This is a genomic window from Enterobacter sp. WI-ESBL-E8, assembly GCF_053364895.1.
The window spans coordinates 3,202,507-3,218,499 of the sequence record NZ_JBRWXJ010000001.1; the positions used below are offsets into that span (position 1 = coordinate 3,202,507).

A 15,993-nucleotide genomic window follows, 5' to 3' on the forward strand; every position below is an offset into this window, starting at 1 on the left:
TCTCAGGACTCCAGCGCGATGGCAACCTCGTAGCCATGAGACTTGAGCAGGGAGTGTTTTTTCGCTGCTTCAAGATCTTTGGCCACCATCTCAGAAACCATCTCCTGCAGAGTGATTTCTGGTTTCCAGCCCAGCTTCTCGTGCGCTTTGGTTGGGTCGCCCAGCAGGGTTTCCACCTCAGCAGGACGGAAGTAGCGCGGGTCAACCTGAACGATAACGTCGCCCGGCTTCACGCCCGGTGCGTCATGGCCGGTCACGGACACCACAATGCCCTTCTCTTCCACGCCGGTGCCTTCGAAGCGCAGCTTGATGCCCAGCTGCGCGGCAGCCATTTCCACGAACTGACGCACGGAGTACTGCACGCCTGTCGCGATCACGAAGTCTTCTGGCTGTTCCTGCTGCAGCATCATCCACTGCATTTTCACGTAGTCTTTGGCATGGCCCCAGTCACGCAGGGAGTCCATGTTACCGAGGTGCAGGCACGATTCCAGACCCTGCGCGATGTTCGCGATAGCGCGGGTGATTTTGCGGGTCACGAAGGTTTCGCCGCGGCGTGGAGATTCGTGGTTGAACAGGATGCCGTTACAGGCGTACATGCCGTAGGATTCACGGTAGTTCACGGTGATCCAGTAAGCGTACAGTTTTGCGACTGCATACGGAGAACGCGGGTAGAACGGCGTGGTCTCTTTCTGCGGAATTTCCTGCACCAGGCCGTACAGCTCGGAGGTGGATGCCTGGTAGAAGCGGGTTTTCTTCTCAAGGCCGAGGAAGCGAATGGCTTCCAGCAGACGCAGGGTACCCATGGCGTCAACGTCAGCGGTGTATTCCGGGGATTCGAAGGAAACCGCTACGTGGCTCATCGCGCCCAGGTTGTACACTTCATCCGGCTGAACTTCCTGCAGGATACGGGTCAGGTTGGAGGTATCGGTCAGGTCGCCGTAGTGCAGATGGAATTTCGGGTTTGCCGCGTGCGGATCCTGATAGATGTGATCCACACGTTCGGTATTGAAAGAAGACGCACGACGCTTAATACCGTGAACTTCATATCCTTTTTCCAGCAGAAACTCTGCCAGGTAAGAACCATCCTGCCCGGTAACGCCGGTGATGAGAGCGACTTTAGACATGTTTATATTCCTCTACTTATGAATTTAATCAGTTTCAACGCGTTCGCGTATCACCACTGCGGGGTTGCCACGGCAAACTTTATTTGCCGGTAGCGATTTAAAAACGCTGCTGCGGGCACCAACGACCGTGCCATCGCCAACAGAAACACCCGGTGCAACAAAAACATCCGTTGCCAGCCAGCATTTTTCACCAATCACAATAGGCGAAGCGGTAATATCAAAATGCTGACTCATAAAGTCGTGGCTGCCGGTGCACAAATAACACTTCTGTGAAACCACCGAATTTGCGCCAATCGTAATCTCGCCAAGGGTATATAACACCGCGTCATCCCCTACCCAGGCGTAATCCCCAAGCGTTAATTTCCAGGGGTAGGTAATTTTTACCGAAGGTCGGATGACTACGTTTTTTCCTATTTTTGCGCCAAACAGGCGCAATAAAAATGCTCGCCAGCGGTACAGTATTTGCGGTGACCAGGCAAATAAGGTGGCCTGAACGGCCCACCACAGCTGCACTTTAATACCGCCCGCGCCCCGAAAACCTTTCGGTACGGAGAAACCGTTCAGATCCTGCATTACGTTTCCTTATATTCAGGCTTTGTTATATAAGGCTTTCGTTTTACCCGTGGTGCGCACGCGTAATAAATAAGATAATTCTGCCCAGAATGCCGGCACACGTAATATTCTGCGCTGCACGTTTTTGGCATCCTTACACAGCTCGAGATTATTTGACGTTGACACGCCGCCCATCGAAAATTCGGACACCAGCCCTTTCATGCGACGGAACGGGTAGCCTGATTTATACAGGCTGGCGGCCAGCGCATAATCTGATGACACTTTATACTGCAAATCGTAAGGGTGTTTTTTCAGACCTTTTACCGGGAAGAAAATGGCCTGATGGCTGGCAGGTAAACTGTGATAGATATACCAGCCTGGCTTCGCGCTGCGGCACACTTTATGTCCATCGCCAAAATCGAGCAGCGCATCGCCAATATACATGGCGTCCTCTTTCTGGCGCGCCAGCTGACGGGCAAACAGCGCCACATCGTCATGGAAGATATCGCCGGAATTCAGGAAAATGGCATAACGCCCCTGCGCCATGCTAATGCCTTTGTTCATTGCATCGTAGATGCCTTTATCTTTCTCGCTGATGTAGCGTAAGTTGAACTCACCGTTGAGTTTTTCCAGAAACTCCGCCGTGCCATCGTTCGAACCACCGTCGACCACAATCCACTCAAAGGTGAGGCTGGGATCGCGCGCCAGGTTACGCAGCGAGCGCCAGGTTTTTACCACCCCTTCGTAATTACGAAAAGCGACAGTAATGACGCTAAGAAACATAAATCACCTCATTTCGTCATGCGTTCGTAATATTAAGCGCTTTGCGCAGAATAAACGGACAGACAATCAAGAAAGCATATTCCGGGCTAAATATTGACCCGGTAAAAAACAGCGACACCGGAGTAAACAGATAAAGCTGCACGCGAAAGTTCTGGTTATCACCAAACGCGTTAATCATCATTTTGAAAACTTTAAACAGATACCACAGCGTCAACAGTACGGCGAACCACGAAAAATAAATAATTAACAGATACAGACCATTGTCTATGGTTTTACCGACATCCGCACCGTTAAAGATTCCGAATGATGCAACATATTCGTAAAGTGAGCCGAATCTTACTACACCATCAATATGGGTTAAGGAATAACCCACCATAACCAGCGGACCAATGATGCGATAATAGGACGAGGACCCTTCCGTTCCCAAATCACCCAGACGTTCTGAGATGTACGGGAAAGCAAATATCACGCCTACCATAAATACCGTCAGGGAGATAATCGCCAGCGGCAGTTTTTTCTTAATCGCATCTTTGTTCAGGTACTGGAACGCCCACTCCAGCAGGTAAAACAGGATAAATGTCATTACCCCTGAGAACGACCCAGACAGAACGATTCCTGCAAGAATCATAGCATCGGTCTTAGGCGTTTTGATACCAAACTGTTTGATGCTGAGCCAAATTGAGATTAACGCCAGAGCGAAAAACGCCGGTTCAAAATAGAGGGCTGTAGTACGCTTACCGCCAAACTTAATGAAGTTCAATACATAGCTATTACTGTAAATGAGATATTTCGAAATTATCTCCATCAGGCTACTGCCGCCGGTGAGAATAATTTGCGCCATCTCCATAGCAGCAAGCATGACAATTAACGCAACGGCAATATAAAAGAACCTAAGGATTTTCCGATAATTGTGCGGAGAAATAGTTTTAAACCGAATACTCCAGACCATTCCGATAATAATGACAATATAAACAAACAGCATGGTCGACGTGACGTATTTACTGGCATCCAGCGACTGACCAAAGATGTAGTTAAACAGCGTCAGGCCCGTGCCCAGCCCCAGGGCAATCATCAGCTTCTTCAGGTTGATTTTATCGACATACAGCAGAAGCAGAACGGGCAAGAAGGTAACGATGGTTATCGGGAAGCTTTCGCCGAGCTGGGCAATTTTGACGTTGACCAGCAGGTAGATCAGCGGCAGCAGCAGATAACTACAGATTCTGATAGAACGAGACATACTCCTCCAGCATCTGTTGTCCACTGTAGGCCTTGCGGCTGCGGTTGCGGAACGATTCCAGGTCAGTGCCAAAAACGGCCTCGGCGATCTGCGCCTTCGGCAGCTGGACCAGAGGCAAGACCTCCTGCTCCGCAAAGGTTTTCCCGCCGGATTTTTCAAGCACTTCACGCGCAGCATCGCTGTGGGTGGCGATGACCGGCACGCCGATGGAGAGCGCTTCGCAGAGGATCAGGGGGTAGTTATCCACGCGCGAGCTGAACACCAGCGCATCCATGGCGTTCAGCGCGCTCATCAGTTTGCGCTTGTCGGTTTCAAACCCGTGATTTACCACGTTGGCCCCTTCGAACGGCGAAAACTTGCCGAAGGTGTGAAGCTCTATCTTGTCTCCCAACGCCATCATGTCGCGCACCAGCTGCTGGTTGGTTTTACCGTCGTAACGCAGGTCGTGCGCAACGATGGCTATTTTCGGTTTGCCTGCGGTTTCCGCCACCGGGGTCAGTTCCGCAAGGATGGCTTCCGTCGCCACGTCGATGCCGTTGTTGATAATCTGGCAGCGCCCTGCTCCGTACAGGCTGTTGAAGGCATCGGCCACGTGCTGGCTCGGGGAAATAAACGTACAGCCGAGCGAGAGCATATCGCGGAACAGCTGGCGCTTTCCGTCCACCAGCCGGTGGGCGCGATCCACCTTCACCGGCGGATAGTTGCTTAAGGTCGGGCATTTCTGGCAATTATCTTTCCAGCCTTCGCAGCCGTCGGTAAACGCGCAGCGGCCCGTCACGCTCCAGTGATCGTGAAGCGTCCAGACGAAGCGGGTGTCGGGCTTGTGGGCCTGCACCTTCTGACAAAACGCCACCACCTCTTCCAGATTCAGCCAGTAGCTGTGCAGCACGTGAAAATGCAGTACGACCGGGCCAGGCGTGCGCGTCACGGTACGATAAAGGGTGTTCAGGTTGCCAAACAGGTCGCGGTTAAACAGGCGGAACAACGCAATGTTGGCAATCGAAGTCAGACGCGGCGTGTGCTTGTGCACCTGCGGGTAGTTATCGTGGCTGACGCTTTTTTTGCCGCCTTTGCCGTAGCCGTAAATAAACCGGGACTGAAGACCTTTTTGCAGCGCGCGCTGGTGCAGATCCAGCGCCACGCCTGCTGCTCCGCCTTCTGCGAGGCGTACGTTAAATTGCAGAATGTTCATTTAATCACCTTCACGCGGGCTTTTTCTCCCACCACCAGCGCGTTATCCGGAATGCTGTCCAGCACCACGCTGCCAGCACCAATCGTGACGTTGTTACCTATCGTGATGTCACCAATAATCACCACGTTCGCCCCCAGCTCGACGTTGTTGCCGATGACCGGGCAGGCCAGGCTGTCAGGCCCGCGGTTGCCAATGGTGACCGCATGACGAATGGTGAAATCATCTCCGGCGACCACGAACTTGTTGATCACCACCGCATAGCCGTGGTGGATGGTGAAGCGGCGGCCAATGGTGGCAGCGGCCTGAATCTCATAGCCAAAAAAGCATTCGGTAATGACGCGGTACAGGATCAGCACCGGTGCCGCCCAGATATTGTTCAGCACGTTTTTCTTACGCCACACCGAGCAAAAATGCGCGATGCGGTAGGCCAGAACCATGCAGCACGGGCGCAGGCTCCAGCTGTTAGCGCGGCAATCTTCCAGAAACATTATTTCCCCCGAAGCCCATCAGCCAGGCGCTTGCCGTTACGCACGGACAGCAGCGTCAGCAGCGTGCGCCAGTTCATGCGCTTATTGCGGATCTGATAGAGGGTAAAGAGCTGATATTTACGGCTGGCACGGTCAAACTTGTCCTTGTGCTTGCGGTAAAAATGGAAGTAGCCGGAGAATTTCTTCGGCGAGGAGGTGATTTGCATCTCCCCGTGGTTGATATGCAGGATCTGCGTGGCCTCTTCCACTTTCCACGGCTCGCCGTACTCCACAACCATGCGCAGGAAGATGTCGTAATCCTGCGCGGCCTTCAGTTCGGTATCGAACAGGCACTCTTTAAAGCGCCATGCCCAGGTAAAGACCTGGTTACCAATGATGTTGCGCTTGTAGAACAGGCGACGGGAGTACGGTGATTTCGGGTACAGCGGCAGGCTGGCAGGCTGCGAATAAACCTCGCCCTGGCAGACATAGTCGTTGGCATACAGGAAAGCGTGCGTGACCAGCTGCTCTTTGTGCGACAGGAAGATAGACAGGCGGTTCGGCGTCCATTCGTCATCGTCGTCAATGCCGGTCAGATACTGCCCTTTGGCCTGCATAATCGCCTGGTTACGCACCGCACAGGCGCCGGAGTTTATTGCGTTGTGGGTATAGACCACCCGCGGGTCGTTGAGGTCAGTGACAAATTTTTGCAGCTGTTCATACGAGGAAGAACAGTCATCCACGATGATCAGTTCCCAGTTATCGTAATCCTGACGTAAAACCGATTTAATTGCGCGGATCGCCAGCTGCTGACGATTCCATGTCGGCATATAGATTGATACTAAAGGGCGTTGTGTGGTCATGGTCTTCCCCTTATCCCTCACCCCGACCCTCTCCCGGAGGGAGAGGGAGAAAAGCTGCTCTCCCCTCAGAGGAGAGGGTTAGGGTGAGGGGGATTATTATTTACTGTCAGATTTATATTCGTACTCGTAATAGCCGTAATCCTGGTACCCGGTAGCGCGGCGGAAGATGGAGTTCAGAATCACCCCTTTTACCTCAATACCGTTCTGCTCGAAGCGGCTCAGGCTGGTTTCCACTTCCTTCAGCGTGTTCACCGCGTAGCGCGCCACCATCAGGGTGGTACCCGCCAGGCGACCCACTACGGCCGCGTCGGTTACGGCCAGAATTGGCGGCGTATCGATCAGCACCAGGTCGTAGTTCTTGCTCGCCCACTCCACCAGTTCGGTAAAGCGTTCGCTCATCAGCAGTTCGGACGGGTTAGGCGGTACCTGGCCGCGCGGGATCAGGTCAAATTTCGGCACCGTAGTCGGCTTCGCGCTCTGGCTGATTTCACCTTTACCGAGGAGGATCTCCGACAGACCGTTGACGTTGTTGGTGCCCAGCAGCTCGTGGGTGTAGCCCTTGCGCATATCACAGTCGATCAGCAGCACGCGCTTGTTGGTCTGGCTGACCACCGCCGCAAGGTTGGCGCAGACAAAGGTTTTACCGATTGACGGGCTAACGCCGGTCAACATCAGGACGTTGTTTTTAGCCTGCATCATGGCGAAGTGCAGACTGGTACGCAGGCTGCGTATCGCTTCAATCGCCAGGTCGGTTGGGTTACCCACCGCCAGCAGCTGGCTCTGCTTGTAACGCTTAACGCCTTTGATGGTTTTGACGCTGTCGCGGGATTTTTGCCATTCAGACAGCGGGATGCTGGCGTAAACGTTGATACCGTTCTCTTCCAGCGCCTGCGGGCTTTCGATTCCGCGGTTGAACAGTGAACGCAGCAGCACGCCCACGATGGAGAGCATCAGGCCGAGAATAATGCTGCCGAGAATAATCAGCGCTTTCTTCGGCTTCAGCACGCCAGGCTGGGTAATGGCCGGGTCGACGATACGCACGTCACCGACGGTACTGGCTTCGGTGATTTTCAGCTCCTGCTGTTTGTTCAGCAGCTGCATATAAACCTGCTGTCCGGACTCCACGTCGCGGGTGAGACGCACGATTTCCTGCTGCGTTTTCGGCATCGCGGTCACGCGGTCATTGAGCTTCGCCTTTTCCTCTTCCAGCGTACGGCGTTTTTCCAGCAGCGTGCGGTAGGCCGGGTGACGTTTGGTATAAAGCTTGGAAATTTCCGCCTCTTTGAAGGTCAGCTCGTTGAGCTGCGCGTCAATGTTGACCATCGAATCAAGGACCGATTTCGCCTCAAGCGGCAGGTCGACGGAGTCTTTATCCTGACGATAGGCGTTCAGCTTGTTCTCGGCGTCATCCAGATGAGCACGAACTTCCGGGAGCTGCTTAGCGAGGAAGGCCAGGCTCTTCGCCGCTTCGGCCGACTTACGCTCGACGTTCTGCTCAAGGTAGTTGCGGGTAATGCTGTTCAGGATGTCGCGGATCTGATCCTTATCTTCACCGGTAAAGGTCATGCTCAGCACGCCGGTGTCCTTACCGTTTTCGGTAACGGTAAGGTTGTTTTGCAGATTGTTGATCATCCCCAGCGTGGAGAATTTGGTAACGGTGAATTCTCCGCCCTCGTGGGCGTTGATCGCGCTGACCATCATGCTGACGCCGTCTTTGGTAAGCATCTGCCCGACTTCACCGCGCGCGCTAAAGCCCGCGTCGCTGGTCAGCTGGTACTGTTTCGGGCCAAGTACCGTCAAGGTAAAGGTCTGATCGGCGGTCCCTTTCGGCAGCACGAAGTCAGTGACTTTCACCGTGTCGTTGTTGCGGCCCATCAGCCGATCCCAGCCGGCACCAAAGATCGGGAAGGTATTTTTGGTGACGGAGATATCGAGCCCGAGGTCGTGAACCGTTTTACCCAGCACCAGACGTGACTGGATAAGCTGAATTTCAGCGTCGGAGGCCGGCGGCTTGTTCGCCAGCGCAGAGCCAATGTCCTGCACCAGCGAGTTGCCGGTGTTCTGCTCGATCTGCACCAGCGCGTCGGCGCTGTAGATAGGGGTGGCGAACAGCGTGTAGACGACGGCCGCAGCGGCAAAGACGGCGGTAATACCCAGAACCCACCACTTTGCCTCTACAACCGTGCCGACCAGGCGCCCAATATCAATTTCATCACTGCCCGAAGTCGGGGCGGCAGAAGGTCTTGTTTTTTCTGTCATTGTTATCCCTGCTGAGCTTTCAGTGCCTGCGCCCACTGTTGGGCAGACTGGTCAAGTAAGGTGTAAACCGCCTCGAAGGCCTCATGGCTTTTGCGATACGGATCGGGGATTTCGCGCTCATTGTCCCAGTGACCAAACAGCATCACCTTGCCGCGCATCTCCGGTGCGATATCGCATAGCGCATGAATATGGCGTTTTTCCATCGCCAGGATCAGGTCATACTCCCGGCACATGCGGCCGGTGACCTGGCGGGCAACGTGCCCGTCAAGAGAGAGGTTATGATCCCGCGCCACGCTCGTCGCACGCTCGTCGGCCCCTTTGCCGACCAGTGCGCCAAGCCCAGCGGAGTCGACCGTTAACTCAGGCTGGTACTGCTTCAGCAGCCGCTCAGCCGTGGGGGAACGGCAGATGTTCCCCACGCATACCACCAGAATTTTGTTAAACATCGCGGATTACCAGGTATGAATGTCGCGCGCCGTATCCGTCATGTAGCGAACGCCACTGATGGTTGGCAGCAACTGGTTGATCAGGCGGTTCCAGCGGGCGACCGGCGCGGTGGTGACGTACACCACATCGTATGGCTGGAGGCGGAACTCCGTTGCCATCACCAGCGACGTCGCATCGGACATATCCAGCTGATAAATGTTGGCAATCTTGCCTTTCGTACCCTCGCCCTTAAGCGGACGGATAACGAAGATGCCGCTGGCGTTCGACGAGGTCAGGTCGATGCCTTCCGCGTTGCCCAGCGCTTCGGTCAGGGTCATACCGCTGAAGTCCATTTTGAGGGTGCTCTGTTTCTTCACTTCACCCATAACGAAGACTTTCAGATCGTCATTGCGCGGTACGTAGAGAATGTCGCCCGGATAGAGCAGGCGGTTCTGGGTCAGATCGCCGTTTTGCATCAGCGCCTGCAGCGAAATGCGCTGCTCTTTGCCTTCGTGGGTCAGCACGACGTTGCGCCAGTCGGCGCCGTCGGTTAAGCCGCCCGCGGCGTTAATGGCGTCCAGTACGGTCAGGGGAACGTTGGTGATGGCCTGCTGGCCCGATTTGTTCACCTGGCCGGAGATATAGGCTTTTTGCGAGCGGAATGCGGCGATATTAACGTCCACCTGCGGGTCGGCGATGTACTGCGCTAAGCGGCCGGTAATATCACTACGGATCTCGGCAAGCGTTTTCCCGGCTACATGGACTTTACCAATGTAGGGATAGAACATAGTGCCATCTGACTGCACCCAGTTACCGGTGTCGCTTGAGCTGCGGTACTGGCCCGCTGGCGTGGTCAGTTCAGGGTGGTCCCAGACGGTCACGTTAATCACGTCACCCGGCCCCACGCGGTACTGATAGGAGGCAATTTCCTGGTCCAGCGACATATTCGGCTGAGCAACGTTCGGACGTGGACGTAATTGTTCGACCAGACGTGGCGTAAGTGGATAAACATTCACCATTTTGTCGAGATCAAAATCGGCATCCTGTTGCTTGATCACATCCTTACCCATTGTTGACATATTGCTGCCGGGAAAGACCGTGCAACCACTCATCAAGGTCACAGACACCAATAATGGCATCAATTTCATTTTGGATTTCATCATTGATTATTTATCACTTTGGCAGAGTAATTATCCTGTGCAATTTAAATAAGCTCGAGTCGTATTGGGTTTCAGCATGCAGTTAATCAATTAGAAATATAACTGGCATCAGTCCTAAAAAAAGCTTATTCATCCATTGGCTATTGACAGAATAATCGAGGCTGATTCACACGCTTTCAGGCACGCTACCGCCCTTGGCTTTCAGTTACCAATCCACTGACTAAACAATGTGTTATGGATAGACACCCTCTTGAGCAAGGTCTTCTGGAAATATATCAGCCGCTTGAGATACCCGGCGGATAATGAATAACCATCCCTGAAGACCGAACAATAATAGCAACACCGAGATTTAACATTTGATGCTGGGAGAATTGTTGCAGCTAACCTAATAGCAGGCAAGGAGACAACTGTCCTAATATCGGTTTTTAAGATTAATATTAAGAGCAAATTTTTGACCTTTTAGGATTTTCTTTATATTGACAAAGAGAGAGCAAAAACCATTAACTGCGATATATCCTAAAATGATATTCCTGTAATTAAATATACGTATTCCCCTTATTTACAGCGTCACCAGATTGCTCTCTTTTTAGCGTTTCGTATTAAGAGAAATCTCAGCCCGGCATTGCATTTTCCCCCGGCTTTATCCATGATCGAAGTGTGACATTCGTCATATAACAGAAGGTATTACTATTACTATGGAATGGATTGCCGATCCCTCAATCTGGGCCGGGCTGGTTACGCTGGTCGTCATCGAGTTAGTGCTCGGGATTGATAATCTGGTCTTTATCGCCATCCTCGCCGAAAAACTGCCCCCTTCCCAGCGCGACCGCGCGCGCGTGACGGGTCTGCTGCTGGCGATGGTGATGCGCTTACTGCTGCTGGCCTCTATCTCCTGGCTGGTGACGCTGACTCAGCCTCTGTTCTCCCTTCACGGGCTGAGCTTTAGCGCCCGCGATCTGATCATGCTCTTCGGCGGGTTGTTCCTGCTGTTCAAAGCCACCGTCGAGCTGAACGAGCGGCTCGAAGGCAAAGACAGCGAGAACCCGACCCAGCGCCGCGGGGCGAAGTTCTGGCCGGTGGTGGCGCAAATTGTGGTGCTGGATGCGGTCTTCTCCCTCGACTCGGTGATCACCGCCGTCGGGATGGTGGACCATCTTGCGGTGATGATGGCGGCGGTGATTATCGCCATCACGCTGATGGTGATGGCCAGCAAGGCGCTGACACGGTTTGTGAACAGTCACCCGACCATCGTTATCCTCTGTCTGAGCTTCCTGCTGATGATTGGCTTTAGCCTGGTGGCCGACGGCTTTGGGTTCCACATTCCAAAAGGCTACCTCTACGCCGCCATCGGTTTCTCCGTCATGATTGAAGCGCTTAACCAGCTGGCGATATTTAACCGCCGCCGCTTCCTTTCCGCGAATCAGACCCTTCGCCAGCGCACGGCCGACACGGTCATGCGCCTGTTAAGCGGCAAGAAAGAGGATGCGGAGCTGGACGCTGAATCCTCCTCCATGCTGGCCGATCACAGCGACGGGCAGATCTTTAACCCGCAGGAGCGGCTGATGATTGAGCGGGTGCTCAACCTTAATCAGCGCACGGTCAGCAGCATCATGACGTCGCGGCATGACATTGAGCATATCGACCTGACGGCCCCGGAAGCGCAAATACGCGCCCTGCTGGACAAAAACCAGCACACCCGCGTGGTGGTCACCGGCGGCGAAGAGGAAGAGGAGCTGCTGGGCGTGGTCCACGTCATCGACCTGCTGCAACAGCAGCTGCACGGCGAGACGCTCAATCTCCGCGCCCTGGTCCGCCAGCCGCTGGTTTTCCCGGAGGGGCTACCGCTGCTTTCGGCCCTTGAGCAATTCCGTAACGCGCGCACGCACTTTGCCTTTGTAGTGGATGAGTTTGGGTCGGTTGAAGGACTGGTCACGCTCAGCGACGTGATGGAAACCATCGCCGGTAATTTACCCAATGAGGTGGATGAGATTGATGCCCGCCATGACATCCAGAAAAACGCAGACGGCTCATGGACGGCCAACGGCCATATGCCGCTTGAAGACCTGGTGCAGTATGTGCCGCTGCCGCTGGATGAAAAACGGGACTATCACACCATTGCGGGCCTGCTGATGGAGTATTTACAGCGTATTCCGCAGCCGGGGGAAGAGGTTCAGGTGGGCGACTATCTGCTGAAAACATTGCAGATTGAAAACCATCGCGTGCAAAAGGTTCAGCTCATCCCGCTGCAGGACGAGGAAGAACTGGATTTTGAGGTGTAGGTAAAAAAAACGGCAACCAGGTTGCCGTTTTAGGGTTTGCTCCCTCTCCCGTGGGAGAGGGCTGGGGTGAGGGCATCAGGCCGCACAGACAGCCGGGTAAGGCAAAGCCGCCACCCGGCACAACAGGTATCAAAGCTTATCGAGCAGCTTTTTCACATCCTTCCCGGTCTGTGAATCTTTATTACGATCCGCCCAGCTGTTAAGCCGACGTTTGGCTTCATCCTGCAGATGCTTACGCAGGATCTGATCCACCTGAAGGCTGTAATTCAGCGCCTGCCATTTGCCATAAACGCGCAGCGGGATCGGCGTCTCTTTCAGGAAGTCGATGAGCGCGCTTTCGCCCTGCCAGCCGGAAAGTACCCGGACATTAAAGCGCGTGTCCGCCGTCTCTTTCACCAGATCCATTGAGCCATCGCCCGTCAGCGAGAGCATGGAAGAGGTTCCCTGCATGTCGGCAAGCGCAAGCAGTCCGTTATCCAGCGTCAGGTCTGTGGTGAAGCTGTCGAGGCGCGTGGCGCTGTCGTAGTTCTCCTGGGCTTTCACGTCGCTGCTGCGCTCCACCGCCTGCTGCACCAGCTGCTGGAAGTTAAGCCCTTCCATACGGGAGTCTTTTAAGTCGATATGCGCCTGCCCCTGCCACTCGCGGCGGAAGGCATCGGCATCGATTTTTGTGCCCGAGAAGTCGCCCGCCAGCGTCAGCTGCCCCGTCAGGGATATCGGATAGTTAAACGCCTTCAGGATGGTACCGATCTCAACGTTGTCGAGACGCGGCTGGAATTCGGCGCTGGCAACGTCTTTACGGACATCCAGCGTGCCGGGCAGGGAGAGATGCCCTGCCCCCATCTTGCCGCTCAGCTCGGAGATCACCAGCAAACCGTTATGGTTAAACATCTGGCTGCTCACGTCGGTAAAATCAATGCCGCGCCAGCGCAGGCTATTGGCTTTCAGCAGAATATCCGCCGTGAATCCGCGCAGGGCGTTATAGTCAGGCTGATCGAGATTCGACGAGATAACCGGACGTGATATCGGTGCCTGGCTTTGCCCCGTTTGCACGGCATCGCCGTCCGCTGCGCCTGCTGGCAGAGGCGGCAGCAGGTTTTCCAGATTGAGCTTGTCGAACTGCAGGTTCAGCACCCACTTCGGTTTCTCTTCGAGCGAGACGCTTGCCTGCCCCTTCAGAGTGCTGTCATTCGCCTGCAGGTTGAGATTATCCAGCTCCAGCTGCTTTTGTTCTTCGCGCCACACGGCCTGCAGCGTCCCCTGCCCGGTAATCCCCTGTGTAGGGAGATCGGCACCCGTTAGCTGCCAGTTAAGCTGCTGAACGTCGGCGGTAAGCTGATGCGGATAGTCTGCGGCGTTTACGCTGGCATTCAACGACAGGGTGAGATCGCGCTGATCGCGGGTCACGCGCCCGCTAAAGTCCACCGTGGCAAGATGGTGAGCGTCCTGTTCCATCTGCAGGTTAATGTTGCGAACGGTAACCTGCTCCTCATCTTCATGCTGGAAAACCAGCACGCTGTCGGCGACTTTCAGCTTGCCAATATCAAAGGACCAGCCTGTATCAGACGGTTCATCAGGCAGGGTATTTTCATGCGGTGCAACCGGCGCATTCGCATCGCGCACGGCTTCGGTTTGCGGAGTGAGCTGAATGACCGCATCTTTCAGCATCACCTGTTTAACCTGCAGCTGATGAGAGAAGAGCGGGATCAGCGCCACATCAAGGCGCATATTGTCTGCGGAAACCAGCGGCTGGGAAGCCCCCGGCGCCGTGAGCGACATGCGGCCAGAGAGAATGCTGAGCTGCGGCCAGACGTGCCAGCGCAGCGATCCATCAAGCTTCAGTTGATAACCGCTGCGTGCTTCGACCTGCCGCACCATGTAAGCGCGGAAATCGTTAGGGTTAACCAGCAGAACCAACGCCGAAAGGCCAGCAACCAGCACCACCAGCAAAATCATCAGCGTTGTCAGAACTCTTCTCATGGCATCCTCAATGGACTAACGATCAGTCTTTATCAATACGGCTTGCAACCGCACCCTGCTGGTCGCGATATTTTGCGTCCTGCCGGCGGTTATAAGGCCTGTCTGCCGGGCCTGACAGCGGCTCAAAGCTTAACGCACCGATCATCATGCCGGGACGCAGCGCCAGAGGCAGTTTACCGGCATTGAAGAATTCCAGCACGATACGCCCCGACCAGCCTGGATCGATACGGTGCGCGGTTACGTGAACCATCAGCCCCAGTCGCGCCAGCGAAGAACGGCCATCAAGCCAGCCGACCAGGTCCGAAGGCAGAGTGACGGATTCATACGTCACCGCCAGCGCCAGTTCACCCGGATGCAGATAAAAAGCTTCGCCTTCGTCGATAACGATTTCATCACTCATCACGCGATCGAGCGCGGCGCTGACTTCGTCCTTCGGCCCGCTAAGGTCAATAAACGGTGCAGTATGGCCGCTAAAGGTGCGGAATTTATTCCCCAACCGTACATCAACGGTCACCCCATTGATACGCTCCACGGGTGGACGCGGGGTAATAGACAAACGGCCTTCATCCAGCCAGGCTTCAATATCGCGATCGCAAAGACGCACGGCACTTTCTCCTTTCATGCATCGTACCCTGAGGCGGTAAGCGCTCAGGGTAAAACCAGGTTATCTCTGAACGGTACACAATTCACGCGGCTTATTCAAAAAACTGGCTGATTTTCGCTTTTAAGATATCAATGGCGATGCGGTTTTTGCCGCCGCGCGGCACGATGATATCGGCGTATTGTTTGGAGGGCTCAATAAACTGCAGGAACATCGGGCGGACCGTTTTCTGGTACTGCGCCATGACGGAGTCCATCGATCGGCCGCGTTCATTAACGTCACGCTTGATGCGGCGCATCAGGCAGATATCCAGCGGGGTATCGACGAAAATCGAGAAGTTCATGGACTCGCGCAGACGGGCATCGGTCAGCAGCAGGATACCTTCAAGGATAATGACCTTTTTCGGCTCGATGCGGATGGTTTCCTGGGTGCGGGTGTGTTCTACGTAGCTGTAAACGGGCAGTTCAATCGCCTGGCCGCTCTTAAGCGCTTCTAAATGCTGGAACAGCAAGCTGTGATCCATCGCATTGGGGTGGTCATAGTTGGTTTTGACGCGCTCTTCCATCGACAGATGGGATTGATCTTTGTAATAGCTGTCTTCGGGAATGACGCCGATATGCTCATCACCTACTTGTTCACGCAGTTCGCGATAAAGCGTACTGGCAATTAGACTTTTACCTGAAGCCGATGCGCCGGCGATGCCTATAATGACGCACTGATGAGACTTATCAGTCATAAATTTAGCGACCTGATTAACCTGGATGTTAAGGAAGGACGACGCCGGAGCGTCAAACGCGGCAATTATAGGGATTTCGCGGGCGTGATACCAGTCGAATGCACAGGTTCTGCGAGACTGGCCGAAAAGTGGCGCATTACTCCCTGAGTGAAATTTAAATGAACGTTTTTTCAGCGCTTACCCTTTTTTTCTCGCGGAGTAACTATTTAATAAGTCTATGGTGTCAAATTCTGAGCAGTCGCCATATGAATTGTAAATTGTTTGTACTAGCATAAACCAAATTATCAAATTCACGCGTTCGAACATCTTCCCTGACGGCATGGCGTCTCTGGAT

The 15,993-nt window shown here is 54.2% G+C and carries 14 protein-coding genes; 1 reads left to right on the forward strand and 13 read right to left on the reverse strand.

All coding sequences use genetic code 11. The annotated features are described in order from the left end of the window. Positions 1–2: 2 nt before the first annotated feature. From gmd to ACWHWP_RS15310, 10 genes are all read right to left on the reverse strand, one after another. Positions 3–1,124 carry a GDP-mannose 4,6-dehydratase gene (gene gmd, locus ACWHWP_RS15265; RefSeq protein ID WP_014884502.1) on the reverse strand — a complete coding sequence of 374 codons (1,122 nt, stop codon included), beginning with the start codon at positions 1,122–1,124 and terminating at the stop codon, positions 3–5. A gap of 24 nt (positions 1,125–1,148) precedes the next feature. Then, positions 1,149–1,697, reverse strand: coding sequence for a colanic acid biosynthesis acetyltransferase WcaF (gene wcaF / locus ACWHWP_RS15270; RefSeq protein ID WP_045908623.1), 549 nt, complete (start codon positions 1,695–1,697; stop codon positions 1,149–1,151). Between the two features lie 15 nt (positions 1,698–1,712). Continuing rightward, positions 1,713–2,459 (reverse strand): colanic acid biosynthesis glycosyltransferase WcaE, encoded by a 747-nt coding sequence (wcaE, locus tag ACWHWP_RS15275; RefSeq protein WP_047346491.1) that lies wholly within the window; start codon positions 2,457–2,459, stop codon positions 1,713–1,715. A gap of 16 nt (positions 2,460–2,475) precedes the next feature. Beyond that, positions 2,476–3,696, reverse strand: a complete 1,221-nt coding sequence (wcaD, locus tag ACWHWP_RS15280; RefSeq protein ID WP_047346492.1) for a colanic acid polymerase WcaD — start codon at positions 3,694–3,696, stop codon at positions 2,476–2,478. Further along, the gene (gene wcaC, locus ACWHWP_RS15285) at positions 3,671–4,888 is read right to left on the reverse strand and encodes a colanic acid biosynthesis glycosyltransferase WcaC (protein ID WP_447855945.1); all 1,218 of its coding nucleotides are present in this window, start codon (positions 4,886–4,888) and stop codon (positions 3,671–3,673) included. The genes wcaD and wcaC overlap by 26 nt, the downstream gene beginning before the upstream one ends. Beyond that, a complete protein-coding gene (wcaB, locus tag ACWHWP_RS15290; protein WP_063957639.1) occupies positions 4,885–5,376 on the reverse strand; it encodes a colanic acid biosynthesis acetyltransferase WcaB in 492 nt (163 codons plus the stop codon). Before wcaB ends, wcaC begins: the two co-directional genes overlap by 4 nt. Next, a complete protein-coding gene (gene wcaA / locus ACWHWP_RS15295; protein WP_023312403.1) occupies positions 5,376–6,218 on the reverse strand; it encodes a colanic acid biosynthesis glycosyltransferase WcaA in 843 nt (280 codons plus the stop codon). The genes wcaB and wcaA overlap by 1 nt, the downstream gene beginning before the upstream one ends. A gap of 96 nt (positions 6,219–6,314) precedes the next feature. After that, the gene (wzc, locus tag ACWHWP_RS15300; protein ID WP_264438620.1) at positions 6,315–8,477 is read right to left on the reverse strand and encodes a tyrosine-protein kinase Wzc; all 2,163 of its coding nucleotides are present in this window, start codon (positions 8,475–8,477) and stop codon (positions 6,315–6,317) included. Positions 8,478–8,479: 2 nt separating this feature from the next. Further along, positions 8,480–8,923, reverse strand: coding sequence for a low molecular weight protein-tyrosine-phosphatase Wzb (gene wzb, locus ACWHWP_RS15305; protein ID WP_047346496.1), 444 nt, complete (start codon positions 8,921–8,923; stop codon positions 8,480–8,482). A 6-nt stretch (positions 8,924–8,929) separates the two neighbouring features. Continuing rightward, on the reverse strand, positions 8,930–10,066 hold the full coding sequence (locus ACWHWP_RS15310; protein WP_042719349.1) for a polysaccharide export protein: 1,137 nt from the start codon (positions 10,064–10,066) through the stop codon (positions 8,930–8,932). A 692-nt stretch (positions 10,067–10,758) separates the two neighbouring features. Here ACWHWP_RS15310 and ACWHWP_RS15315 point away from each other — a divergent pair. Next, entirely contained in the window at positions 10,759–12,342 is a 1,584-nt protein-coding gene (locus ACWHWP_RS15315) for a TerC family protein (RefSeq protein ID WP_059311141.1), read from the forward strand. Between the two features lie 129 nt (positions 12,343–12,471). Here the strand turns inward: ACWHWP_RS15315 and asmA are convergent, their stop codons facing one another. The 3 genes from asmA to udk all read right to left on the reverse strand — a co-directional run bounded on the left by asmA (position 12,472) and on the right by udk (position 15,659). Then, on the reverse strand, positions 12,472–14,322 hold the full coding sequence (asmA, locus tag ACWHWP_RS15320) for an outer membrane assembly protein AsmA (RefSeq protein WP_059311140.1): 1,851 nt from the start codon (positions 14,320–14,322) through the stop codon (positions 12,472–12,474). Between the two features lie 22 nt (positions 14,323–14,344). After that, positions 14,345–14,926 (reverse strand): dCTP deaminase, encoded by a 582-nt coding sequence (gene dcd, locus ACWHWP_RS15325; protein WP_447856691.1) that lies wholly within the window; start codon positions 14,924–14,926, stop codon positions 14,345–14,347. A 91-nt stretch (positions 14,927–15,017) separates the two neighbouring features. Next, entirely contained in the window at positions 15,018–15,659 is a 642-nt protein-coding gene (udk, locus tag ACWHWP_RS15330; RefSeq protein WP_008500855.1) for a uridine kinase, read from the reverse strand. Between the last annotated feature and the right edge of the window lie 334 nt (positions 15,660–15,993).

Bases quoted from the DNA above. Each gene is read 5' to 3' on its own strand.
- wzc (WP_264438620.1), bottom strand. From the start codon at position 8,477: ATGACAGAAAAAACAAGACCTTCTGCCGCCCCGACTTCGGGCAGTGAT.
- wcaC (WP_447855945.1), bottom strand. From the start codon at position 4,888: ATGAACATTCTGCAATTTAACGTACGCCTCGCAGAAGGCGGAGCAGCA.
- gmd (WP_014884502.1), bottom strand. From the start codon at position 1,124: ATGTCTAAAGTCGCTCTCATCACCGGCGTTACCGGGCAGGATGGTTCT.
- ACWHWP_RS15310 (WP_042719349.1), bottom strand. From the start codon at position 10,066: ATGATGAAATCCAAAATGAAATTGATGCCATTATTGGTGTCTGTGACC.
- ACWHWP_RS15315 (WP_059311141.1), top strand. From the start codon at position 10,759: ATGGAATGGATTGCCGATCCCTCAATCTGGGCCGGGCTGGTTACGCTG.
- wcaF (WP_045908623.1), bottom strand. From the start codon at position 1,697: ATGCAGGATCTGAACGGTTTCTCCGTACCGAAAGGTTTTCGGGGCGCG.
- udk (WP_008500855.1), bottom strand. From the start codon at position 15,659: ATGACTGATAAGTCTCATCAGTGCGTCATTATAGGCATCGCCGGCGCA.
- wcaD (WP_047346492.1), bottom strand. From the start codon at position 3,696: ATGTCTCGTTCTATCAGAATCTGTAGTTATCTGCTGCTGCCGCTGATC.
- asmA (WP_059311140.1), bottom strand. From the start codon at position 14,322: ATGAGAAGAGTTCTGACAACGCTGATGATTTTGCTGGTGGTGCTGGTT.
- wcaB (WP_063957639.1), bottom strand. From the start codon at position 5,376: ATGTTTCTGGAAGATTGCCGCGCTAACAGCTGGAGCCTGCGCCCGTGC.
- wzb (WP_047346496.1), bottom strand. From the start codon at position 8,923: ATGTTTAACAAAATTCTGGTGGTATGCGTGGGGAACATCTGCCGTTCC.
- wcaA (WP_023312403.1), bottom strand. From the start codon at position 6,218: ATGACCACACAACGCCCTTTAGTATCAATCTATATGCCGACATGGAAT.
- wcaE (WP_047346491.1), bottom strand. From the start codon at position 2,459: ATGTTTCTTAGCGTCATTACTGTCGCTTTTCGTAATTACGAAGGGGTG.